The following is a 23077-nucleotide window of genomic DNA, read 5'->3' as shown; positions in this document are numbered from 1 at the left end:
GACACATCCATGGGTAAGCCGACTGGATTCCTGGAATACGCGCGCGAACTGCCCCCCGAACTGCCGCCCTTGCAGAGGATCCGCAACTGGGACGAGTTCCATCTGCCGATGGACGAGGCGGCCTTGCGGGCGCAGGGGGCCCGGTGCATGGACTGCGGCACGCCCTTCTGCCACACCGGCATGATCCTGGGCGGGGCGGCCTCGGGCTGTCCCATCAACAACCTGATCCCGGAGTGGAATGACCTGGTGTACCGCGGGCTCTGGCGGGAGGCGCTCGAACGCCTGCACAAGACCAACAATTTCCCGGAATTTACCGGCCGCGTCTGTCCGGCTCCGTGCGAGGGGGCCTGCGTGCTGGGCATCATCCGTCCGCCGGTGACGATCAAGGCCATCGAATGCGCCATCGCCGACCGCGGGTGGGAATCGGGCTGGATCACACCGCGCCCGCCCCAGAAACGAACCGGCAAAAAGGTGGCCATCGTGGGCAGCGGCCCCGCAGGGCTCTCCTGCGCCGACCAACTGAACCGGGCCGGCCACTGGGTGACGGTGTATGAGCGTGCCGATCGTGTGGGCGGCCTGCTGATGTATGGGATTCCGAACATGAAACTCGACAAGCGGGTCGTTCAGAGGCGCGTGGATTTGCTGGCGCAGGAGGGCATTCGTTTCATCACCAACTGCGAGGTGGGACGCGACCTCCCCGCGGGCAAGCTTCTGGAGGAATATGACGCGGTGGTGCTTTGTTGCGGGGCCACCAAGCCGCGCGATCTGCCCGTGGAGGGCAGGAACCTCAAGGGCATCCACTTTGCCATGGAGTTCCTGACGGCCAACACGAAACGCCTCCTGGGCGGCGGAGCCGATCATGATTTCATTGATGCCAGGGGTCGTGACGTGATCGTGGTGGGAGGTGGTGATACCGGGACCGACTGTGTGGCAACCGCCCTGCGCCAGGGTTGCCGCAGTGTCTTGCAGCTGGAGATCCTGCCCAAACCGCCGGAGACCCGTGCCCCCAACAACCCCTGGCCCGAATGGCCCAGGATCTTCCGAGTGGACTATGGTCAGGAAGAAGCGGCTGCCGTTCAGGGCGAGGATCCGCGTCGATACCGTACCACGGTGGTGCGGTTCCTCGGCGACGAAACCGGCCATGTCAAGGGCGTGCGGACCGTGATGGTGGACTGGCAGAAGGATGCCCAGGGCCGGTTCACGCCCGTGCCCGTGCCCGGAACGGAGCAGACCCTGCCGGCCCAATTGGTGCTGCTGGCCATGGGTTTCCTGGGACCGGAGGACACCATCCTGGACCAGCTGGAGTTGGAGCGTGATCCGCGGGGCAACGTCAAAGCCGAATACGGCCGCTTCCAAACCAGCGTACCGCGCGTGTTTGCCGCGGGAGACATGCGACGCGGCCAGAGTCTGGTGGTCTGGGCCATCAACGAAGGCCGGGCCTGCGCGCGGGAGGTGGACCGGTTCCTCATGGGACAAACCGTGCTGCCATGAGCCAAGCGATGAAAGCCGTACTGGCCCTCGAAGACGGCACCGTCTACCACGGCATCGGATTCGGTGCACGGGCGTCCGCCTGTGGGGAGGTCTGCTTCAACACCGCCATGACGGGTTACCAGGAAATCCTGACCGACCCGTCCTACAAGGGGCAGATCGTCACCATGACCTACCCCCACATCGGCAATTACGGCGTCAACGACGAGGACGTGGAATCCTGGCGACCGCACGTGGCGGGTTTTGTGGTTCGGGAACTTTCCCCGGTCGTTTCCAACTGGCGCGCCCGCCGGACCGTCTCCGAATACCTCGAAGCCCACGGAATACCCGGGATTCAGGGTGTGGATACGCGTGCCCTGACCAAGAAGCTGCGTGTGCGCGGTGCGTTGAACGGGTTTATCTCCACCGAGGACGTTTCCGATGAAGAGGCCATTGCCCGGGCCCGTTCGTGGCATGGATTGATTGGCGTGGATTACGTCCGCGAGGTGACCCATCCGGAACCGTTTCGCTGGGATGAGGGGGACCGACTCAGCCGGCCCTTTCACCTGGAGAACCACAACCCCGGGGCGAGAACGCCCGAACTCCCGCCGGCTGACATCCCGATCGTGGCTTACGATTTCGGCGTGAAATACAACATCCTGCGCCAGCTCCGGCAACACGGGTTTGCCGTGCAGGTGGTCCCCGCGCATACGCCGGCGGAGGAGGTCCTGCGGTACAAGCCGGCCGGGGTGTTCCTGTCCAACGGCCCGGGTGATCCGGCGGCACTGGGGTACGCCGTGCGTGCGGTGGCCGAGCTGCTCCGCACCGGGATTCCCATCTTCGGCATCTGCCTGGGGCATCAGATCCTGGGTCAGGCGTTCGGCGGAAAGACCTTCAAACTGAAGTTCGGTCATCACGGGGCCAATCAGCCGGTCAAGGACCTGGAGACCGGGCGTGTGGAGATCACCTCGCAGAATCACGGGTTCGCCGTGGACCCTGCCACGTTGCCCTCGGAGGTGGTGGTGGACCGGATCAACCTCAACGACAAGACCGTGGAGGGCATGCGCCACCGCACCAAGCCGGTCTTCTCGGTGCAGTACCATCCCGAAGCTGCGCCGGGCCCGCATGATGCCACCCCGCTGTTCGCCCGGTTCCGGGAAATGATCGAACGGCGATGACGCAACAGGGTGCGCCCCTTCCAGCCCGCACACCGGGGAAAGCCGGACCAGATACCCGCTGAATCGCGCGGAGTCATTGGGAGTTTCGGGATCCAGCCAGCCGGCTCGGCTGCGACTGCGGGGCGGTGGCCTGAAACGGCGGCTATTCGGCGGGCAGCGGGATGAAGATTTTTTGACCCACCTGGAGGCGGTTGGGATTTAAGCCCGGGTTGGCCTTCAATACCTGGGCCACGGTCACATTGACCCCCTGTTCCCGATATGCCTGAACGATGGCGTGGAGGGTGTCGCCCGGTTTCACCACGTATTCGTAGCCCTTTTCCACCGGGCCCCCGGCATCGGGGGAGGTGCTTCGCCGGCGGCTGGTACGCTCCTCCGGGGCAGGGGGGCTGGTCCGTGTGGGTGGGTTGGCGGAGCTGAGGACCTTGGCCAGCTGCTGGATTTCCTGTGCAATCTTCTGGTAATCCTCTCGCCGTTTCCGGTCCACCTCCTGCACGGCATCCGCCAGCCGGCGCAGATCCGCCTGCGTGGCATAGTCGCCGGTTCCGGACCGGACCTGGTCTCGCAGTTCACTCAATTCCCGGACCAGGCCGGCCATCCGCTTCTGCATCTCGGCTTGCGCGGCCAGCAAATCCCGAATCTGCCCTTCGATCCGGGTCAGGCGATCCTCCACCGCCGGGTCCTGGGCCGGCAGCGATCCGACCCAACACAGACCCGCAAGCCACAGCACGCAACTCCGCGCCTTCATGCGTCGCACGATAGGATCCGGCGGCCCGCCGCGCAAGCGGGCTCCGGCACGGAGGGTCATTCGACTGCTATCCGGCACACTGGAGGCGGATCGTTCCATGCCGCAGTGAGCGGTGGAGAGCCGGGCCGCATTCCCGGTGTGAGGTTGCCAGGGCCCGCGCACATGGTCCACGGGATTCCGGGTTTGGTGGATTGCGGCACGCCCGGCCGCGCATTGCGGTTTTTTCATGTGGGACCGGCCGTGCCATGCAAAGGAGCCGGGGCGGTGCCTGTCCTGCTCGGTCATGGTGCATCACTCGGGACATCGCGGGCTCTTCCCGCAAATCTTCGCCAGAATTGCCTCATCGGGAAAAGGCGGGGGTTTTGCTTTGCACTGATGATCCGATCCACGCGCGCGGCAGAAGAGCCGTGAGGGCTTGGGGCGGAGGCGGTCCGTCCCGTAGGTTGATAGGAGGCGCATCGGTTTTCATGCCGCCAATTCGAACCCGCCGCTTGCTCCGGCCGCCCACGCGGCCTGAATAGCCGGTACCGCGCGGCCGTCGAACCTGCGAGGCGACCGGCCGCTTTGGTCTTCCGTCGACCGAGAGGATCGGTTACTGTGGAGGAAATCTGAACCGAAACGGATCAAACCATGGCAACGACTGAACGACGAGTTGTGAAAGCTCTGAGCACGGCAATTTGCCTGGCACTGGTGTGGGGCGTCCTGGGTCCGGCGCCCGGGCGGGCTCAGGAAAAGGTCCCGCTCGAACTGAAACTGCCTGCACCCACTCTCAAGGGTACACCGGAGGACCTCCCCAGCGGGCCAAACATCGAACCGTTGTCCGACAAACCGCGGCCGCCGTTTTATGTGCCGAAGGGGGTCACCAACGTGGCCCTCGGCAAGCCCGTCACCGCCAGTGTTCAACCTTTCACGGGTGAACTGAGCCAGATCACCGACGGCAGGAAGGAAGCCTTTGACTATGACACGGTGGAGTTTCGGCGCGGCACCCAGTGGGTGCAGGTGGATCTGGGCCAGCCTTACCGGATCTACGCGATCGTGATGTGGCACGACCACCGGTACATCCAGGTGTTCCACGATGTGATCGTGCAGGTGTCGAACGATCCGGAATTCAAGGAGGGTGTGATTACCCTCTTCAACAACGATACGGACAACACCTCCGGCCAGGGCGTGGGCACCGACCGCGAATACTTTGAAACGCACGAGGGGAAGATCGTGGACGGTAAGGGCGTGACGGCCCGGTACGTGCGGTGTTACACCCGCGGCAGCAGTCAGAGCGCGCTGAACTGCTGGCAGGAAATCGAGGTGTATGCCCTTCCGGCTTCATGACCCGTGTCGGGGCATGGGCCTTCGTGTTGGTCGTCCTGGTGGGCCTGGGGATTCGATGCACCCGCCTGGACCTCCGGCCCATGCACAACGACGAGGCGGTCAACGCCATCCGACAGGCGGCTGCTTGGGGCTCCGAGTCGTACCGTTACGACCCTGACGAGCATCACGGGCCCACCCTTTATTACCTCTCGCTGATTCCGATCCGGCTCCGCGGTATCGCAAGCTTCGTGGAGCTGGACGAGGTCACATTGCGGCTGACGCCGGCCCTGGCGGGTGTGGCGTTGATTGCCCTTTTGTGGCCGCTCCGGCAGGCCATGGGCGGACCGGCCACCGTGATGGCGGCCTTGTGGACCGCCATCTCACCGGCCCTGGTGTTTTACAGCCGGAATTTCATCCACGAGATGTTGTTGGCCCTCTTCACGCTGCTCCTTGCTCTGGCGGTTTGGGAGTACGGTTGCACCCGACGGGTTCTTTGGGCGGTGACGGCCGGGGTGGCCGTTGGCTTCATGCACGCGACCAAGGAGACTTTTGTTCTCCCGCTGGCGGCCATGGTGCTGGCCATCGGTATTGTGGCCCGATGGGAATGGGGCCAACAGGGTTGGTCCCAGCTTCGGGAAACGGTGTCCCTGTCGCACCTGGGAGTGGCCGTGCTGGTTGCCGGGCTGGTTTCGGTCACGTTTTACAGCTCGTTTTTCACCCATCCCCGGGGCCCGGTTGACTCCCTGTTGTCGTATCTGCCCTGGCTGAGGCGCGCCACGGGGGACTCGCCACACATTCATCCGTGGTACTTTTATCTGGAACGGCTCCTGTGGTTTCAACGGCCCCGGGGATGGGTGTGGACGGAGGCGTGGGTGTTTGGGTTGGCGCTGGTGGCGATGTGGGCGGCCTGGCGGGGCAGAGGGTTGGGGGAGATCCAGCGTGGGTGGTTGCGGTGCCTGACGGTTTACACCATCCTGTTGACCGTCTTTTACTCGGCCATTCCCTACAAGACGCCCTGGTGCCTGGTTGGGTTTTGGCACGGGTACGTGTTGTTGGCTGGTGCCGGTGCGGTCTTGCTCTGGCGGTGGCTGTCGCATCCGGTTGCCAGGGGCATGATGGTCGCGGTTGGCGTGGTGGGGGCGTTGCACATGGGCTGGCAGTGTGTGCAGGCAAACTTCGTCCGGCACTCGGACTGGCGGAACCCTTATGTATACGCCCAGACCGTGCCGGATGTGCTACGGCTGGTGGATCGCGTCAAGGAGCTGGCGATGGTGCATCCGGATGGGACGCGCATGCTGATTCAGGTGGCTGCGCCGCGACATGAATACTGGCCGCTGCCCTGGTATTGGCGGGCGTTTGAACGCGTGGGCTGGTATGACCGGTTTCCGGAAGATCCGGTGGCACCCGTGATTGTGTCGGCTGCGGAATGGGATGTTCGATGGGACGATCGTTCGGGACGGCGCTGGCTCATGGCGGGGATGTATGAAATCCGGCCCCGCGTGTTTCTCGAGCTTTACGTGGATCTCAATCTCTGGACGCGGTGGCTGGAACTGCGGAAGGTAGCGGAGGAGCCGGAGCAACCGGCCTTGTGAACCACGCCCTGTCCGGATCGGTGCATGAGCCCGGGCCTTTTGAACTTTGACGCCACAGGGGACGTTGCCGCGCCACCGGGCTTGCAGACGATCCAAACACCGGTTGGGAGAGGTTCGGGGATGCCCGGTTGAATCATCGAACGGCGGATGCCGTGTCCGTCAGGATCCCCAGTTCCCGCAGGAACGGCTCGCGACGCACGGGGCGACCCAGGAATCTCTCCACCGACAGGTTCACGTCGCGGGAATCACCCGGTTCGTAGATTTCCCGTCGCAATCGCCGGCCGGCTGAAACGTCCAGGTAACCTTCCGGCGCCTGTTCGAACACCGTGGCCATGTCCGCCGCGATGACGTCCGCCCAGGCGTATCCGTAGTATCCGGCGTCGTAACCCGTGAAGTGTCCGAAGTAGGTGATGAACGTGGTGTCCTCGGGCATGGGATAAAAGACCTCGCCCAGCACGCGGTTGGCAAGGGGGATGGCTTCCGCGGCGTTTTCTTCGTTGATGCGGGTGTGCAGCACCAGGTCCATGATGCCAAACGAAAACTGGCGGCGGTAGAAATGGGCGATGCTGGATTTTTTGGCGTCCTTGAGTTTTTGCAGGATTTCCCGGGGAATTTTGCGGGAGGGATCCCGATAATCACCGGCGAAGCTGTCCAGGACGGTCTTGTCCCACACCCAGTTTTCCAGCATCTGGGACGGGGCTTCCACAAAGTCCCGTGGCACGCTCGTGCCGGCGAAGCGACTGTACTTGGCGCGGGTCAGGATGGAATGCATGGCATGGCCGAATTCGTGGAAAAGGGTTTCGACCTCGGCATGGGACAGCAGCGAGGGACGATCCGGCCGGGGCGGCGGAAAGTTGCACACCAGCGCCACGGTGGGCCGCTGGTACCGGCCGTCGGGCAGTAGCTTCCCCTCAATCAGGCCGAACTGGGCAAAGTGGTTGAACTTGCCCTCGCGGGGAAACATGTCGAGGTAGAAAAGCCCCAACGGCTCGCCCGTGACGGCGTCACTGACGGCGTACAACTGGATCTCCGGCACCCAGCGCCACGGCGGCTCGATGGGATCAAACCGCAGCTCGAAAATCCGCTCGTAGATCCTGAACATCCCCTCGAGGACCCGCTGGTAGGGGAAATAAACGCGCAGCTGTTCGGCATCCACCTGGTAACGTTCCTTCTTCAGTTGGTTCGCGTAGTAACGCCAGTCCCAGATGTGGAGTTGAGCCTGTGGATCTCCGGTATCGCGGGCCTTCATGGCCTGAAAGAGCGCCTTCTCTTCCTCGAACCTGGGTTGCAGGGCCGCAGCGGTCTCCTGGAGAAAGGTGAGTGCCCGCGTCGCGGTTTTGGCCATTTTCGGTTCGATCTGGTAGTCGGCCCAGTGGGCGTAACCGAGGGCCTTGGCGATGCGGTCGCGGAGAGCCAGGATCTGACCGACCAGGGCAGCGTTTTCTTCGCGGGCCAGGCGATAGCGCTCGGTCTCGACCTGACGACGCACGTCTTCCCGGCGGGCGTTTTCCATGATCATGAGGTATTGCCAGGTGACGTTGACCTGGATGGTGTACTCATCCGGGCCGGTGCGGATGCCCGGCTGGTTCAGGAAGCTTTCCGGTACCCCTTCGAGCTGGTTGCGGGTAAAGCGCAGGGCCTTTTGGGCGCGGGTGATGTGGGTGTCGAAATCCGTGCTCAGCCGGGCCAGTTCCTTGCGCCACTGTTCGATCTGGTCGCGGCGTTCCCTGGGCAGGTGGAGACCCGCGCGCCGATAGTCGCGCAGGGTTTCCTCGAGCAGTTTGGCATCCTCGCCGAAGAGTTGGGGTTTTGTGTCGGCGTAGGCGCGGATGACCTGATAGACATCTTCGCGGTATTCGATGCCGACCGCCCATTCCTGCAAGGTCTTGAGGGCTTCCGTGGCGGCCTCGCGCAGGGCGGCGTTGGGACTGGTTTCCTTGATGAAGGCCAGACGGTTGGCCGCGGTGCCCACCATGTGATGGAGGTCGTCGAGGGCCCGGACGGTGTCATCGAAGGTCAGACGGTCCCGATCGAGGCGCGCCATTTCATCGAGGGCGGCGTTGCCGGTGCGGATGGTCCGATCGACCAGCTGACGAATGGCCTCCGGCGTGGTTTCGAACTCGGGCACGGCAATCACGGAACCGAACCGTTCCGCCCGGGCTTGTGCCTCCTTCAGCGACCGGATCGGTTTGTTCAGCGTCTCCTTGTGGGAAGTGGCTGTGCAACCTGTCATGATGAGAACGAGCCCCCAGAGGGCCCAGGTTTTACCGTCCATGGGTTCGAATCGTAGAGATCCGGGCGCTGGTGGGCAAGCGTCCGGGTGCCGTCCGGAGGGGGACTGCCCCGGCCCGAGGTGAGTGGGGGACAAAGAGGCGTCATTCGGAGTCCGGGACCACCAGGTGTTCCATGATGTAATCGCGGCGTTCCGGGGTGTTCCGGCCGAGATAGAAGTCAAGGATGGCAGTGGCTTCCGGTCGGGGAGCGTATTCCACGCGGCTCAGGCGCATGTCCGGGCCGATGAACCGGGCAAACTCGCGGGGGCTGATTTCCCCCAGACCCTTGAAGCGGGTGATTTCGGGTTTGCCGCCCAGTTCACGGACGGCGGCATCACGTTCCGCCTCGCTGTAGCAGTACAGGGTGCGATCCTTGTTTCGCACCCGAAAGAGCGGCGTTTCCAGCACATAGAGGTGGCCGTCATGAACCAGCGGCTCGAAGAACCGGAAGAAGTAGGCAATCATCAGATTGCGGATGTGCAGGCCGTCCACGTCGGCGTCGGTGGCGAGAATGACCTTTTCGTAGCGGAGACCTTCGAGGCCGTCTTCGATGTTCAGGGCCTGCATGAGATTATAGAGTTCGTCGTTTTTGTACATCACCTCGCGTTTCAGTTCCCAGACGTTGAGGGGTTTGCCCTTGAGCACGAAGACGGCCTGGGTCTCGACATCGCGGCAACTGGTGATGGAACCGGCGGCGGACTGGCCCTCGCAGAGGAAGATCATGGTGCCGGTGCCCTTGCCGGTTCGTTTGTCGTAATGGCGCCGGCAATCCTTCAGTTGGGGGATGCGGAGGCTGATGGCGCGGGCCCGTTCGCGGGCCAGTTTTTTGACCTGCTGGAGTTCCCTGCGCAGCTGCTGGGTGTCGCGCACCTTGGCCAGGAGGGTCTCGGCGATGGTGCGGTTGCGCTGGAAAAAGTGCAGCAGTTCCTCTCGTACCTTGTTGACCAGTTCGGCCCGGATCTCGGTGTTGCCGAGTTTGTTCTTGGTTTGGGATTCAAACACCGGATCTTTCAGCCGCACGGCCACGGCGCCCACCAGGGATTCACGCACGTCCTCGGCTTCGAACCGGACATTGGCAAACTCATTGACCGCCTTGAGCAACCCTTCGCGAAAGGCGCTCAAATGGGTTCCTCCGTCGCTGGTGTACTGTCCGTTGACGAAGGAATAGACGGTTTCGCCGTACCGGCTGTTGCTGTGGGTGAAGCAGAACTCGAGCGTCCGGGACGTGTAATGCAGGGGCGGGTAGAGCGGTTCGCTGCCGTCGCTGGCCAGTTCCTCCATCACCAGGTCCATCAGCCCGTTGCGGGACAGGAACACCCGGGGCTGCTCGCCGTTCCAGCGAAGGACCAGCTTCAGGCCGGTGTTGAGGTAACTGTAATGCCGCAGGCGGCGCTCAATGTGTTCCAGCCGGAACGACCAGTCCTTGAAGGTCTCCGGATCCGGTTCAAACTCCACGAAAGTGCCGTCGGCCGCGTGGGGGTCACGTCCCTTGTGCTCGCGGACCAGCCGGCCCTGACGGAAGACGGCCTCCACGAATTCCCCGCCGCGGTGACTGCGCACCACGAAATGACGGGAGAGCGCATTGACAGCCTTGGCGCCGACGCCGTTCAGACCCACGCTGAACTGGAACACGTCATCGTTGTACTTGGCGCCGGTGTTGATGGTGGAGACGCAGTCCACCACCTTGCCCAGGGGGATGCCGCGTCCGTAGTCACGCACCCGAACACGCGGCCCCTCGATGTCGAGGTCGATCTGCCGGCCGTAGCCCATGATGAACTCATCCACGGCGTTGTCGATGACCTCCTTGAGGAGGATGTAGCAGCCGTCGTCGTAATGGGATCCGTTGCCCAGCCGGCCGATATACATGCCGGTTCGGAGCCGGATATGCTCGAGCGAGGACAGCGTCTTGATTTTGCTTTCGTCGTACTGGTGGGCGGGGCGCTTGGTTTCAGCCATGTTGCAGACCTTGAAATGGGAGCTTCTCCGAGGCCCAGGGCACGGGGAAAGCCGTTCCTGCCGGTACCATCCGCTGCTTGGAGGCTGCCGAGGACGGGGCCCTGGAGTTCATCAGTCCGGAGCGGCAGTACCGGTCCGAGCAGCTCCACGGGGTTAGTGCCCGCAACCGCAACCGCAGCCGCCTCCTGGGGACCGGTCCGGAGCCCTGTCCGGTGAAGCGGCCTGGGTTTCGGCCGCACCAGCGGCGGATTCCTCCTCGCGCTCCAACATCCGCCAGATCAGGCTCATGCCCAACAACACCACACCCACCGGCAAGGTCACATAGAGTCCCACTGCCCGGCCCACGGGCAGCACGCCGGTCACGACCAGCACACCCAGGGCCAACAGTACCATCGCCATCACCAGCAACTTTCTGGCCATACGTCTTGACTCCAAGGATTTCCAACATTGCCGGTGCCCCCGAACCGGGACTTCACGGCGGTTTCAGGATATGGCGATTCCGTCGTTCTGCAACTTCATTGATCCATGTCAACGGGATCGGATGGCCCGCGGCGTACATTGCGGGCATGAAAGAGCAACCTGTACTTGAACCAGACAAGGCTGCAGTGATCGATCTCGAGCAGGAAACCCGGTTTGCACCGAATGGCATCGTCAGTCGAACCCTGCTGGTTTTACCCCACCTCCGGGTGATTCTGTTTGCCTTTGATGCAGGGCAGGAGCTGACCGAGCACACCACCACACGGCATGCCTGGGTCCAGGCGCTGGAGGGGACGTGCGAATTCGTGGTTTCGGGACGAACGCATTTGCTCAGGCCGGGCCAGGTTGTGTATATGCCGCCGGGGGCGCCCCATGCCCTGCGGGCTCTCGAACGCTTCTCCATGGTGTTGATCCTGACCCCGCCTGTCCCTGGTGTAGCGCCGTCCGGCGGTGGCGGTGGCCCCGGAGCGGGTTCAGCGCCGACGACCTCCTGCTAAACGGAGTCGTAGCGCCACCGCGTTCCCTGCCGCAACGGTTTTTCGCAAGTGCCGCTCGTTCATCTGCGGGGTGCCCGTCTACTGCCGAACCCCGTGAGAAATTGCCCCGGCGGAGGGTCGGTGCGGACCGGGCCTCGGGTCCCGGTTTGGCTTCATACCGAAGCGAGGGTGGAAAATTCCTTTAAGTTTTTTTCCCGAGCGACCGATGAGGATGCCGAGAAGGAACCGCTCGTTCCGCGCGGGAGCGGGACGGTTTGTTCCCGACAAAAGCGCCGAGAGCTGTTGCGGGCCCGATGGGGAACTTCTTGGGGCTTGGACGTGGGCACAAAGTCGATAAGCCGATACCGCAAAGCTGGTCATCACGGCCATCAAGATTGTGGCTGGAGCGGCAGGCCCACGGCCCGGACGCTTTTGGAAGGTCCCATGGGCCTGCGTTTTGGTGGAGGAACCATGGAAGGGCGGCGGGCTCTGACGGTTGGCCCATGGATCGTTCCGTCCGGCGTGATCCGGCTGCACTGCCCACTGGCTGCTACAGCCCGGGTCTGCCTGCCCGCTCTTACACTCCGGGCGAACCGGACTTTCAGGGCCGCGCTGATCCGGATACGCGTCCGGGCGCGATGCGCTTTTAGGTGCCTTGAGAGATGGAAAGGAGCAGACGTCCATGACGATGCGAACCAGGATTGCCGGGTTGGGATGTGTTCTTGTTGCGGGCGCCGGCCTTGCCTTGACGGGGTTGGTAGCGCTGCAAAAGGCTTTTCTGGACCGTGAATTGAAGCCCCTTCTACTGCAGCAGGCTCAGGGAGCCGCGTCCGCGTTTCTTCAGAACGTGCAGGAGCAATGTCAGAACGCGCAGCGCCAGGTTCAGGACCGGCTGACGCACAGTTTGAAGATTGCCGAGGAGGCCCTGCACCGGGGCGGGGGGTTCCGGCTCGGGCAGGAGACGGTAACCTGGCAGGCAATCAATCAGTTCACGAAAGAACGCAGGGACGTCGAACTGCCCCGGGTTTATGTGGGTGAAACATGGTTGGCACCGTCCTTGGGCTCGGAGGAACGGGCGCCCGTGGTGGATGAGGTGCGGTATTATACCCGCGATGCAGCGACGTTGTTTCAACGCATGAACGAGGAAGGGGACCTGCTTCGTGTCACCACCAGCGTGTTGCAAGCGGATGGCCGGCGGGCCACGGGGACCTATATCCCCCATCGCAATCCTGATGGATCGCCCAATCCGGTGGTCGCGGCCATTCTGCGGGGTGAGGATTACCGGGGTCGCGCCTTTGTAGTGAACCAGTGGTATGACACGGTGTACCGCCCGATCTGGGATGCGGCGCGCCGGCGCATCATCGGGGTATTGTTCGTGGGCACCTCGATCGAGAGTGTCAAGGGCGACATCCGGCAAAGCCTAGGGCGAATCCGTTACGGCCAATCGGGTCGGGTGTTCATCCTGGGTGCCTCGGGTGATCAACGGGGACGTTATGTGCTGGCACCCGAGGGCGGCAAAGAAGGGGATAGCGTCTGGGAGGTCCGGGATGCAGCAGGGCGGTTCCCGTACCAGGAGTTGATCCAGGAGGCCGTGAATGCGAAGGGCGGGGCCATGGTGTTTAAAGAATTTGAGGGCGCGGCCGGGACTTCCGGGTCGGCCGGCAGAACGTTTGTGGCGGCAACCTATTTTGCGCCTTATGAATGGGTGATTGGGCTGGAGGTTCCCGCGGGCGAATTGGAGGCCGCCGCACTGGCAACGTCGAAGGCTCTGGGGTCGATGCTGACACGGACCCTGATGGGAACCATGGTGCTGATTGGTGTGGGGCTTGGGTTGAGCCTGTGGTTGGCGGGCAGCCTGGCGGGCCCGGTGGGACGTGTGGCGAATGACCTTGCAGAGATTGCCCGCAGTCTCACCAGTAGCGCTGCTCAATTGGCAGAGTCAAGCCAGTCGGTCGCGCAGGGAACCACAACGCAGGCCGCGTCCCTGGAAGAGACTTCGGCGTCGCTGGAGGAGATGACCGCCATGACCCACCGGAATGCCGTCCATGCACAGCAGGCGCGGGATCTGGCCGGACGCACACGAACGGCGGCGGACACCTGCAAGGCGGAGATGGAGCAGATGCAATTGGCGATGGCGGAGATTGAGGAGTCCAGTCAGCAGGTGGCCAGGGTCCTGAAGACCATTGACGAGATTGCATTTCAAACGAACCTGCTGGCTCTCAACGCCGCTGTGGAAGCTGCTCGAGCGGGTGAAGCAGGCATGGGCTTTGCCGTGGTGGCGGATGAGGTCCCCGCCCTGGCTTTGCGGGCAGCGGCAGCGGCCCGGGAAACGTCCGGTCAGATCGAGGTATCCGTGGTCCGGAGTCGTCGCGGCGCCGAGGTGAGTCGAAAGGTGGCGCAAAGCCTGGAGGAGCTTGTGCGCTGTGCCCGTCAGGTGGATGATCTCGTATCGGAAATCGCTGCTGCATCGCAGGAACAGAGCCGGGGCATTGCCCAGATCAGCAGCGCGGTCAGCCAGATGGACAAGGTTACCCAGAGCAATGCAGCCGCGGCGGAAGAGACCGCAGCCACGGCTCAGGAGTTGAGCGCCCGGGCTGAGCTGTTACGGCGGGCCGTTGCCGATCTGGAGGCCGTGATCGGGAGTCATTCAGACGCCCACGGCAAGCGTGGTGAACCCGTGGCCGACGTGCCTTTACGGAGTGCCTCGACGAAGGGTTCGGGCCCTGCGACCGCGGGAAGTCCGGTTGGTTCACATGGGAACGGCTCGCCGGGACCTGGGCACAAGCGTTCCGGTTCTGCCCTGCGAGTTGCCTGACACCCGTCTTACGGCTGCTTGGACACTTGCGTGGTCGGCCGTGGGGGATGCACCATGGCGGCACCGCGGGAGGTTTGGGTGCAGGTGGCCGGGTGGAACGGGGGATTACGCGCTCGATAGCGTGCAACGCTGCGAGAATCAACATCACACGCGGCTCCACCAGCCGGCGTGCCCAAAGTAGCGCCCGGACTCAGAACGCCGGCCTGCCTCGGCATCGGAATGGGGATTTGCCGCGGAGTCTCGGCAGGGGGATTTTCGGCTTATCCAAGGGACCTTCGCTCCGGAGCCCGGGGCGCGGCTGTGCTGTGAACACCGTCGGCGTAGGGAAGTTCAACGAACGCCCCTCGAGCTTTGTGCCTTTTCGTACTCGGCCAGTGCCGCAGGCATCCACTGTTCCAGTTGGCGGATGCGGGTTTCATCCAAGGGATGGGTGCGGAGCCAGGCCGGGACCCGAGCGCCGCCTTGTTGTTGGTTGTAAGCGGCAAACCGCTGCCAGAACTTGACCGCTTCGCGGGGATCATATCCGGCCCGGGCCATGTAAAGCAGGCCCATATGATCGGCCTCGGATTCCTGAAGGCGGCTGTAAGGGAGGATGGCGCCAACTTCCGTGCCAACGCCATACGCCAACAGGGCCAATTGTTGGGCGCGGGGATCCGAGCGCGCGACGCTGGCAGCCAGGACCTGACCGCCAAGCTCACGCAACCATTCGTGACTGAGCCGTTCGGCGCCGTGCCTCGCGACCGCATGGGCCACCTCATGACCCAGGACCGTGGCCAGTCCCGCCTCGTTCTGGGTAATGGGGAGGATCCCGGTGTACACGCCGACCTTGCCGCCGGGCAGGCAAAACGCGTTCGCTTCCGGACTTTCAAACAGGACAAACTCCCATTGCGCGTCCGGCAGGGGTGCCACCGAGGCGATGGCACGCCCCACCTTCTCCACCATGGCCCGCGCGGCAGTGTCCTTGCTGACCGGCAACTGCTTCTTGAGTTGCTCGAAACTTTGCAGACCGAGTTGAACTTCCTCGCCCGGTGGGATGAGCCTCAGCTGCGTTCGCCCGGTTTCCGGCACGGTGGCACAGCTCAGCATCAGGCCTGCCAGGCCCACCATGCCCAGAACCATTCCCGTCCAGGTCAGTGGCCGTTTCATGCATACCCACTATGCTGGATGACCGGCTGGTGGGCAATAGGCGACCGGGGTTGGAGGGGCGACGTTGGGCCGGGGAGGCTCCAGCATGGTTATGTCCGCCGCCGGCCGGGCACCCGGGAGGACGGCCGGGCTGGGTCCGGTTGGGATGACCGTGTTCGAAGACGCAGCGGGTTGACCCTTATCTCCCGCCGGGGAGGGCACCGGACCACAGCCGTGGACCGGCCCGGCCGGGGAGGACCATTCCCCTCGACCCGGACAGGCCGCGGGGTGCTGCGGGGCGGGCCGGTCGGGACCCCGTGGCAGGACCTCCCGTTGGGCTTTGATCTTTTCGTTTCCCGGCGGGTGTGGCTAAGTTGAGGTCCATGGAGCTCCGGTTTTGGAAGATGAACGGTGCAGGGAACGACTTCATTTTGTTGGACAACCGATCGGGCGCGGTGCAGCTGACGCCGGCTCTGGTGCAGCGGTTGTGTGACCGGCATCGCGGCGTGGGTGCCGATGGTGTGATTGCCCTGCGTCCCTGCGCATCGGGTCGGGCCGACTGGTCGTGGGAGTTTTACAACAGTGACGGGAGTTGTGCGGAGATGTGCGGGAACGGAGCTCGTTGTTTTGCGCGGTTTGTTCAGCGGGTGACGGGCTGGGACCGGCCCGTGTTGCGGTTTGAGACGGTGGCCGGGGTGGTGGAGGCGCGGTATGAAGGCCGGGAGGTGACCATTCGTCTGACGCCGCCAACGGATGTGCGGCTTCGGCTGGTTCTGCCGTTGCAGTCGGGTCCCGTGGAATTGCACGCCATCAACACCGGCGTGCCACACGCGGTCCTCTTCGTGCCGGATGCGGATCAGGCAGCCGTGGGTCGGATGGGACCGGAAATCCGCTGGCACCCGACGTTTGCTCCGCGCGGCACGAACGTGAATTTCGTTCAGATTTTGGAACCCGGCCACATTCGCGTGCGGACCTTCGAACGGGGGGTGGAAGGTGAAACCCTGGCCTGTGGCACCGGTGTGACCGCCTCCGCTCTTGTGACCGCCCTGCTTTACGAGGTTCCCTCCCCGATCCGGGTACGGGTGCAGGGGGGCGATACCCTTCGGGTGGCCTTTCGACGTGTCGGGGACCAATTTGAAGAAGTGTATCTGACCGGTCCGGCGGAGTTTGTTTTTGAAGGGACCATTCAGATTTGATGTGCGTGGGCTTATCCAGGATCGTTTCGACACGACAGATGAGACAGCGTGCGCACGTTTCGGGCTGGGGCGGAAGTTGGTGGATCCACCTGCTTGCGGGGTGGGTCTTGTGGGCGGCGACGGCAGAGGCGGAACCGGTCCGGTTTCGCGTCGCCACCTACAACGTGGCCAATTACATCCTGACGGAAGGGACCGGTCGCCCGGTGAAATCGGAGGAGTCCAGGGCTCAGGTCTGTCGGGCGATTGAACTGATCCGGCCGGATGTCCTGGCGCTGCAGGAAATGGGAGGCTTGCAGGCCGTGGAGGATCTGCGGCGTCGGCTGGCGGACCGGGGGTTGGAGTATCCCTGGTGGGAGATCGTGCCCGGTTGGGATACGAACATTCAGGTGGCCCTTCTGAGTCGTTTTCCCGTGGTGGCGCGGCGTCCCCATACCAACGAATCGTACCTGCTGAACGGTCGGCGGTTGCATGTGAGCCGTGGCATCCTGGAGGTGGACCTTCAGGTGACCGAGGGGTACCGGTTCACGATGTTTGTGGTTCACTTGAAGTCGCGTCGGTCGGTGGGCGTTGCGGACGAGGCTGACATGAGGCTCGAGGAGGCGCGAATCCTGAGGTCGAAGATCGAAGAACGGCTGTCAAGCAATCCGAGCCTGAACCTCCTGGTGGCCGGTGATATGAACGACGTGAAGAACTCGCGTCCCATTCGGACGATCCTGGGTACCGGCCGATTTCGTCTCACTGACACCCGGCCGGCCGAACGCAACGGCGACAGCGTGGGGGCGGTTCGGCCCAGGAGCGATCCGCCGCGCATCGTTTGGACGCACTTTTACGAGGTGGAGGATTCCTATTCGCGGGTGGATTACATCCTGTTGAGTCCGGGCATGGCCTCTGAGTGGTTGCCGGAGGAAACGTACGTGTTGGCCTTCCCCGACTGGGGACTTGCCTCCGATCACCGACCCGTGGTGGCCACGTTCGTCGCTGAAGACCGGTGAGGATTCGGGTGGATGGATCAGCCTCGCGGCTTTCTCAGGGGTGATGCACCACGGTGGTTTGCCAGGACTGGATGCCCGAAGGGTTCAACCTGGATTTTATCCGCGGCGCTAGCGCCGGGCAGCGCGTTTGGCGGGCACTGTTGGGCAGCATTTCGCCCGCGACATCGCCGGGCCAAGGTGTGTTTGAGGGCGGATGGCGGTCGGAACGGGCTCTGATGCCGGTCACATCGGTCGGTCTCTCTGTGTGGTTTGCCACGCACAAAGCCGGTGTGTGCAAGCCGGGTCAACCTGCCCCTTCCGATTCTCTTGTGACTGGAAGCCGTCCGGTGGACAAAAACTGTCATTTCCTGCTTGCCAAATTGTCACAGGTGGGTGTTGACTGGTCTCATGAATACGGGACTTGCCAGTTTGTCCAGTGAGCAACTGCGCCGTGCGGTTGCGATCAAAGAACAGATCGAAGCTCTTGAGAAAGAGCTGAACGCGATCCTGAGTGGGGCTGCGCCGGCGGTTGGAGCCGAAGCGGCGGCGGCACCGACGGCTCAGCGTGTGTATAGACGGCGGGGTCGTCCACCGGGTCGGGCTGGCCGGGCGGCGGCTGTGGCGTTGGCTGCGACAGCTCCGGCAGCTGCGGCTGAGACGGCTGCAGCAGCGCCGCGCAAGCGCCGTATCAGCCCGGAGGGCCGTCGGCGGATCATCGAAGCTGCTCGCCGGCGCTGGGCCGCTTGGCGCGCAGCCCGGGCGCAACAGGAGAAAGCCCAGCAGAAGTAGTTGTCGAAAGAGTGTGTTTCGCAGGGGCAGGACGCCACGGTTTGCCGTGGCGTCCTGTTGTTTTCAGGGAGGGTACACGGGGGCCATGGCTTGATCCATTTGGAGGCTGCGCTGTGGTACAGCGGGCCTTTTTGGGCAGTGAGCAGCCGCCGGCCGAGCCTGCTGGAGATCTGATCGACGTTTACGGATGTGGCATGATGGGCGGCCGTGGGTGGCAAGGCACGACTGGATTCGACGACTCTTGAACTTTTGCGTCCGGGAGGTTCACGCCACGCCCGAGGGACAATTTGTGCGTGGAGGTGGAGGTGCCGGGCGGCACCGCGGCCTTCGATGTGCCACGGGGTTCCGCGTGGGCGCGCATATTCGAAATCACGTGTACCCCGGGCGCGGGCCATGCGTCCCGGGCTGGTCGGGCACAATACCAACCAGTGCAGATCAGGAACAGGAGCCCTGGTTGTTTCCCGACCCGAACCACCACCCGGACTCGGGAATCCGGCGAGTCGCCCCGGTTGAGGCTCTCGCGAGGGCCCAGGGAGGGGATCCCATCAGGTCAAAAATTGAAGCGTTTTTCCGGAACGTGGATGATGTCGAAGGGTTTGAGGTAGAATGGATTTGGATCGCGGCCGCGCAGGGCGTCCTGAAGGTTGAGCGTGTAATGTTCCTGACGGCCGTCCTGCTTTCGAATGACCGTGACTTCTTTCAGTTTGGCGCGCCTGAGGTCGAAACCGCCGGCTTCCATGATGGCCTCCAGGGCGGTCATGGGTCGGTCCATGGGGATGCGTCCGGGTTTGAGCACTGCACCGGAAACGTAAACGCTGGCGGTAGCGCTCAGCACGCTGACGGTCAGTTCATTGATGCTGAGCAGCTTCTCATACCGTTTCATGAGGTCGGTCCGGAGCTCCTCGGGTGTTTTCCCGGCTGCGGGGACGGCCCCGATGAGGGGAAGGGTGACGGTTCCGTCCAGCTGGATTTTTGCCACGGTGTTGAGGTTGGTGTCCGCCTCGAAGGCCACCCGGATGGTGTCGCCTTCACTGAGGATGGTGCTGGTGTAGGGCGCGGCGATCGGCGCCGACCCCGGTGTGACGGGGGAGGGCGGCGGTGTTTCGCATCCGATGAACAGCCAGCACGCTCCCAGCAGAAGGCTCAGGAGGGCTGCGATGCGTTCAATGCGAGCACGGGGAAGCTCGCGCAGGTGCCGGCACACGGTTGGGATGATGGACGTTTTCATGGGACGATCGGGCTGATGGATTTCACTGCAGAGCATTGGGTTCTAAAATCGGTAATGCACTTCGACGCGTGCCAGGTTGAGGCGGTAATCGTACAGGTCGTTGTCGGAATCCTTCCAGGTGAAGCGGTACCCTGCGGTGGCGAACAGGTGCCGGGTGAACTGCCAGCGGAGCGACAGGCCGAATCCGTACCGGTCGTAGACTTCGTCCACGCCGCCGCGGGGTTCGGAGCTGTGTTCGTAGAAGAGGTCCAGCCCTGTACTGCCCTGCTCATGGAAGGCCCATTGGAGGCGGTATTGGGCGGAGAGGACTTCGATGTAGTCGCTGAAGTAGCCGGGCCCACGGTTGACGCCTTGTTGGATGAGCCGTGCGAGGGAGAGCGACTGGGTCACGTAATCGGTGAGTCGGTTCCGTGCGTCGAGGCTGAGGTACCAGGAGCTAAGGTCCCGATCCCGCGGGTTGAAGGCGTCGGCGTCGAACTCGTAAAAGGTGTAACCGCCGCGCAGGCTGAGGTCGGTGGCCTCGGTGATCTGCCATGTGACGTAGGGGCCGACGCTCAGGTTCCGGTTGTCCCCGCGGAGATTGGAGGAGAATTGGGTCAGGGCACCGCTGACCTCCACTCCCGCCTGGGAGATTTCGGCCCAGCGATAGCCCAGCCGCACGAATGCTTGTTCGGAAGCGCGGTCGAGGTAGCTGAAACGGTCCCCGTCGGAGACGAAATTGTAATGGGCGTAGCCGAACCCGATCACATACCGTTCGGGCATCCAGAGGGCACGGAATCCGACGGTATTTTCGAATCGCGGGAATTCGGCGTAACCGCTGAGGGCGCCTTGGCTGAGGACATCGGTGGAATAGCTGGCCTGTTCATAGAGGGTGATCACCCAGTCCCGGACGGGGACGTCGTAAAACAGGGCCGTGTCGGGCGAGACATAGAAACGGTCCAGCTCGCTGTGGTCCATGTACTTGCGGTAGCCCGCGCCCAGGCCCACGCTGAGAACCGAATCGCGCGTGGCCTGCCAGGTGGCCCGTACTGAAACCTGGGGGGAATGGATCCAATCGGCTTCCCGATCACGTTTGCGGTAGAAGATGTTGTCGTTCCATTCCAGACCGTAGCCCAGGGCAATGGCGTACGTGACCGGTCCGGTACGCAGGCCCTCCTCGGGGGGCAGGAATCGGCCCGTGCTGCGTTGTTCGTAGGTACGGTCGAGCTGGATGGCGGTTTGCAGGGCGTCCTGGGCCGAGGTGGTCAGGACGCCGCCGCCCAGGGCTGCGGTCGCCATCCAGCCGGCTGCACCTCCGGTCCGTGTCCAAATGGGCCGCTTTGATTCGAGCTTGCGGATCCCGCCAACGGCATTCCATCGGGAAAGGGTTCGAGGGGTCTCCGGACGCTTGTTGGTGGTCATAGTGCGCTTTTCTTTCGGCACTCCAATAGCGGAACCGGGCCGGTCTTGGCAAGCACGGTCGCAACGGGGATCGTGATTCGGGATCCGGGATCCCAGGGGCCGACGGGAAAGAGTGCGCCGCCAACCCGGGCCGGTCTTGGGGAAGGCAGCATCCCAGCCGGCTTTGCCACGCAACGCCCGTTTGAAGACGCGGATGCAGAGCAGCGTCGGAAAAGCAGGGCAACCGCTGCGAGACCCCTGGGAGGGCTGGGCAGCGTGTGCCGTTCCGTCCGGTCGGGGGCGGTGTGGTGTGGAGTAAACCCGAACTTGTGACGGGGCGAGGAATTGGTGCACCTATGTGTGCGGTCCTCATCCGGTCCCTGAAAATCCGTTCAAGGAAGTGCAGGGTTTGGCCGATGGAAAGGTCTGATGCGTGGTGCAAGGGCGGCTTTTTGTCGAACGCGGCGGATTGCCGCGTTCGCTGCCGGCCGGAGCCGGTTTGGGCAGTGTGGTCCGCGGCGGTCTGCAGCGCGGGCGCCAGTGGAGCCTCGCCCGGAGGAGGCCGTGTCTCTATTCCATGAGTTGGCGCATGGTGAATCTGTCAGGGTTCGACCTATGAAAGCCCGGATGCGTTGGTTATGGGCCTTTTGGCTATTGGTGGGGTGGGTTGGTCCAACGACCCCGGTTGGTGCGCAAAGTACCAACGGTATTTTGCGTCAGGTTTGGTTGAACATCGGGGGCGGCGTGACGGTGGCGGACCTGACCAACGCACCCGGATTCCCCAACCAGCCGACGTTTGAGGAGGTTTTGACCAACGCATTTGAGACGCCCACAGACGTGTACGACCAGTACGGCCAGCGGTTGCAGGCCCTGATCATCCCACCCGCCACGGGCAATTACCGGTTTTGGATCGCCAGCGATGACGCATCGCAACTGTACCTGAGCACGGACGACAATCCGGCCAACAAACGATTGATCGCGCAGGTGGTGGGCTGGACTGCCCCGCGGGAGTGGACCAGGGAACCGGGCCAGGCATCCGACCTCATTCCGCTCACTGCCGGCCGAAGGTATTACATCGAGGCCCTGATGAAAGAGGGTTGGGGCGGGGACAACCTTGCGGTGCGGTGGCGGTTGCCCAATGGGACGATGGAGGAGCCCATCCCGGCCTCGCGGTGCATTCCTTTTGGATTGGGTCCGCCGGTTTTTGTCCGTCAGCCCACCAACGTGACGGTGGTGGAGGGACAAACGGCGGTTTTCAGTGTGGAGCTGCTTCGTTCGCTGGGGGCGACCTATCAGTGGAAACGCAATGGTACGAACCTGCCGGGCGCCAATACCAGCGTTCTGACGGTGGGCCCGGTGCGGCGTTCTGACAGCGGCAGTGTGTTTCTTTGTGCCGTGACCAATGCGTATGGCTGGAGCAACAGCGCGCCGGCCACGCTCACGGTCCTGGCGGACACCAATCCCCCGGTGCTGGTGGGTGTGAGATACCTGGGGGATCCGACGCTCGTGACGGTGACGTTTTCCGAGCCGGTGGATCCGGTGACGGCCTCGAAACCGGCCAATTACAGTCTGAACCGGGGTGCCACGGTGCAGGGGGTGGTCCTGTTGGACGATCCCTCTGTGGTGGCGTTGCGCACGAGCCCCCTGACGCCGGGGCTGACCTATGTTCTGACGGTCAACGGTGTGAGGGATCGGGCCGAGGTGCCCAACACCATTGCCCCCAACAGCCAGGCATCGTTCGCTGTGGGCTACACGCCTCTGGACATGCAGCTGGTTCGAGGTGGCAACGAGCCGGCCGGACCGTCGAGCCGTCGGACCGCCCTGGTCATTACCGAGATCATGTATCATCCCACCAATCGGCCGGACGGTCGAAACTTGGAGTTCATCGAACTGTACAATTCCGGTTTGTGGGCCGAGGACCTGAGCGGGTACCGGCTGAGCGGGGATGTGGAGTATGTATTCCCTTCGGGCACGACCCTGGCGGCGGGCGGCTATCTGGTCGTGGCGGCCAATCCGGCGGATCTGCAAGCGGTCTACGGGTTGAGCGGTGTGCTGGGTCCATTGACCCGGCCGGGGGCGGAGCCCGATAACGTGTTGCCCAACG

Annotated in this window: 17 protein-coding genes; 10 read left to right on the top strand and 7 right to left on the bottom strand. The window is 63.4% G+C overall.

Annotated features, from left to right (window positions below):
* Window positions 1-9 precede the first annotated feature (9 nt).
* Both G4L39_RS06435 and carA read left to right on the top strand, forming a co-directional pair.
* A complete protein-coding gene (locus G4L39_RS06435) occupies window positions 10-1491 on the top strand; it encodes a glutamate synthase subunit beta (RefSeq protein WP_165106808.1) in 1482 nt (493 codons plus the stop codon).
* Window positions 1492-1499: 8 nt separating this feature from the next.
* Window positions 1500-2645, top strand: a complete 1146-nt coding sequence (gene carA / locus G4L39_RS06430) for a glutamine-hydrolyzing carbamoyl-phosphate synthase small subunit (RefSeq protein ID WP_205880835.1) — start codon at window positions 1500-1502, stop codon at window positions 2643-2645.
* Between the two features lie 142 nt (window positions 2646-2787).
* Here the strand turns inward: carA and G4L39_RS06425 are convergent, their stop codons facing one another.
* Window positions 2788-3390: a LysM peptidoglycan-binding domain-containing protein gene (locus tag G4L39_RS06425; protein WP_205880834.1), complete on the bottom strand. Its 603-nt coding sequence runs from the start codon at window positions 3388-3390 to the stop codon at window positions 2788-2790.
* 630 nt (window positions 3391-4020) lie between these two features.
* On the opposite strand from G4L39_RS06425, the gene G4L39_RS06420 reads away from it, so the two are divergent.
* Both G4L39_RS06420 and G4L39_RS06415 read left to right on the top strand, forming a co-directional pair.
* Window positions 4021-4716, top strand: coding sequence for a discoidin domain-containing protein (locus G4L39_RS06420; RefSeq protein ID WP_205880833.1), 696 nt, complete (start codon window positions 4021-4023; stop codon window positions 4714-4716).
* Window positions 4713-6287 (top strand): flippase activity-associated protein Agl23, encoded by a 1575-nt coding sequence (locus tag G4L39_RS06415; protein WP_165106805.1) that lies wholly within the window; start codon window positions 4713-4715, stop codon window positions 6285-6287. Before G4L39_RS06420 ends, G4L39_RS06415 begins: the two co-directional genes overlap by 4 nt.
* 133 nt (window positions 6288-6420) lie before the next feature.
* Here the strand turns inward: G4L39_RS06415 and G4L39_RS06410 are convergent, their stop codons facing one another.
* The 3 genes from G4L39_RS06410 to G4L39_RS06400 all read right to left on the bottom strand — a co-directional run bounded on the left by G4L39_RS06410 (window position 6421) and on the right by G4L39_RS06400 (window position 10936).
* Complete coding sequence (locus G4L39_RS06410; RefSeq protein ID WP_165106804.1) at window positions 6421-8562, bottom strand: M3 family metallopeptidase; 2142 nt, start codon at window positions 8560-8562, stop codon at window positions 6421-6423.
* A 100-nt stretch (window positions 8563-8662) separates the two neighbouring features.
* The gene (locus G4L39_RS06405) at window positions 8663-10516 is read right to left on the bottom strand and encodes a DNA topoisomerase IV subunit B (RefSeq protein WP_165106802.1); all 1854 of its coding nucleotides are present in this window, start codon (window positions 10514-10516) and stop codon (window positions 8663-8665) included.
* Between the two features lie 153 nt (window positions 10517-10669).
* Complete coding sequence (locus tag G4L39_RS06400; RefSeq protein WP_165106801.1) at window positions 10670-10936, bottom strand: hypothetical protein; 267 nt, start codon at window positions 10934-10936, stop codon at window positions 10670-10672.
* Between the two features lie 146 nt (window positions 10937-11082).
* Between G4L39_RS06400 and G4L39_RS06395 the strand changes: the two genes are divergently transcribed.
* Window positions 11083-11490, top strand: a complete 408-nt coding sequence (locus G4L39_RS06395) for a cupin domain-containing protein (protein WP_165106799.1) — start codon at window positions 11083-11085, stop codon at window positions 11488-11490.
* A gap of 661 nt (window positions 11491-12151) precedes the next feature.
* Window positions 12152-14284: a methyl-accepting chemotaxis protein gene (locus G4L39_RS06390; RefSeq protein WP_165106798.1), complete on the top strand. Its 2133-nt coding sequence runs from the start codon at window positions 12152-12154 to the stop codon at window positions 14282-14284.
* Window positions 14285-14614: 330 nt separating this feature from the next.
* Here the strand turns inward: G4L39_RS06390 and G4L39_RS06385 are convergent, their stop codons facing one another.
* Window positions 14615-15430, bottom strand: coding sequence for a M48 family metallopeptidase (locus G4L39_RS06385; RefSeq protein WP_205880832.1), 816 nt, complete (start codon window positions 15428-15430; stop codon window positions 14615-14617).
* Between the two features lie 362 nt (window positions 15431-15792).
* On the opposite strand from G4L39_RS06385, the gene dapF reads away from it, so the two are divergent.
* From dapF to G4L39_RS06370, 3 genes are all read left to right on the top strand, one after another.
* On the top strand, window positions 15793-16605 hold the full coding sequence (dapF, locus tag G4L39_RS06380; protein ID WP_165106796.1) for a diaminopimelate epimerase: 813 nt from the start codon (window positions 15793-15795) through the stop codon (window positions 16603-16605).
* A gap of 38 nt (window positions 16606-16643) precedes the next feature.
* Window positions 16644-17597, top strand: a complete 954-nt coding sequence (locus G4L39_RS06375) for an endonuclease/exonuclease/phosphatase family protein (RefSeq protein WP_165106794.1) — start codon at window positions 16644-16646, stop codon at window positions 17595-17597.
* 387 nt (window positions 17598-17984) lie between these two features.
* Window positions 17985-18365: a hypothetical protein gene (locus tag G4L39_RS06370; RefSeq protein ID WP_165106793.1), complete on the top strand. Its 381-nt coding sequence runs from the start codon at window positions 17985-17987 to the stop codon at window positions 18363-18365.
* 550 nt (window positions 18366-18915) lie between these two features.
* Here the strand turns inward: G4L39_RS06370 and G4L39_RS06365 are convergent.
* Window positions 18916-19593 (bottom strand): polysaccharide biosynthesis/export family protein, encoded by a 678-nt coding sequence (locus G4L39_RS06365; protein WP_165106791.1) that lies wholly within the window; start codon window positions 19591-19593, stop codon window positions 18916-18918.
* A 42-nt stretch (window positions 19594-19635) separates the two neighbouring features.
* Entirely contained in the window at window positions 19636-20871 is a 1236-nt protein-coding gene (locus G4L39_RS06360) for a porin family protein (RefSeq protein WP_165106789.1), read from the bottom strand.
* A 717-nt stretch (window positions 20872-21588) separates the two neighbouring features.
* Here G4L39_RS06360 and G4L39_RS14625 point away from each other — a divergent pair.
* Window positions 21589-23077 (top strand): lamin tail domain-containing protein (locus G4L39_RS14625; protein ID WP_205880831.1); only part of this gene is annotated, 1489 nt, incomplete at its 3' end.

Origin of the sequence: Limisphaera ngatamarikiensis, from assembly GCF_011044775.1 — a bacterium.
GTDB classification, from domain to species: Bacteria; Verrucomicrobiota; Verrucomicrobiia; order Limisphaerales; family Limisphaeraceae; genus Limisphaera; species Limisphaera ngatamarikiensis.
The sequence above is the reverse complement of the archived record's forward strand: the minus strand, read 5'-3'. Positions and strand labels throughout refer to the sequence as shown.

Excerpts from the sequence above, each read along its gene's own strand:
- G4L39_RS06405 (WP_165106802.1), bottom strand. The coding sequence starts at position 10,516 with ATGGCTGAAACCAAGCGCCCCGCCCACCAGTACGACGAAAGCAAAATC.
- G4L39_RS06435 (WP_165106808.1), top strand. The coding sequence starts at position 10 with ATGGGTAAGCCGACTGGATTCCTGGAATACGCGCGCGAACTGCCCCCC.
- G4L39_RS06365 (WP_165106791.1), bottom strand. The coding sequence starts at position 19,593 with ATGAAAACGTCCATCATCCCAACCGTGTGCCGGCACCTGCGCGAGCTT.
- G4L39_RS06375 (WP_165106794.1), top strand. The coding sequence starts at position 16,644 with ATGAGACAGCGTGCGCACGTTTCGGGCTGGGGCGGAAGTTGGTGGATC.
- G4L39_RS06395 (WP_165106799.1), top strand. The coding sequence starts at position 11,083 with ATGAAAGAGCAACCTGTACTTGAACCAGACAAGGCTGCAGTGATCGAT.
- G4L39_RS06390 (WP_165106798.1), top strand. The coding sequence starts at position 12,152 with ATGACGATGCGAACCAGGATTGCCGGGTTGGGATGTGTTCTTGTTGCG.
- G4L39_RS06415 (WP_165106805.1), top strand. The coding sequence starts at position 4,713 with ATGACCCGTGTCGGGGCATGGGCCTTCGTGTTGGTCGTCCTGGTGGGC.
- G4L39_RS06370 (WP_165106793.1), top strand. The coding sequence starts at position 17,985 with ATGAATACGGGACTTGCCAGTTTGTCCAGTGAGCAACTGCGCCGTGCG.
- G4L39_RS06410 (WP_165106804.1), bottom strand. The coding sequence starts at position 8,562 with ATGGACGGTAAAACCTGGGCCCTCTGGGGGCTCGTTCTCATCATGACA.
- dapF (WP_165106796.1), top strand. The coding sequence starts at position 15,793 with ATGGAGCTCCGGTTTTGGAAGATGAACGGTGCAGGGAACGACTTCATT.
- G4L39_RS06360 (WP_165106789.1), bottom strand. The coding sequence starts at position 20,871 with ATGGCGACCGCAGCCCTGGGCGGCGGCGTCCTGACCACCTCGGCCCAG.
- G4L39_RS06385 (WP_205880832.1), bottom strand. The coding sequence starts at position 15,430 with ATGAAACGGCCACTGACCTGGACGGGAATGGTTCTGGGCATGGTGGGC.
- G4L39_RS06425 (WP_205880834.1), bottom strand. The coding sequence starts at position 3,390 with ATGAAGGCGCGGAGTTGCGTGCTGTGGCTTGCGGGTCTGTGTTGGGTC.
- carA (WP_205880835.1), top strand. The coding sequence starts at position 1,500 with ATGAAAGCCGTACTGGCCCTCGAAGACGGCACCGTCTACCACGGCATC.
- G4L39_RS06420 (WP_205880833.1), top strand. The coding sequence starts at position 4,021 with ATGGCAACGACTGAACGACGAGTTGTGAAAGCTCTGAGCACGGCAATT.
- G4L39_RS06400 (WP_165106801.1), bottom strand. The coding sequence starts at position 10,936 with ATGGCCAGAAAGTTGCTGGTGATGGCGATGGTACTGTTGGCCCTGGGT.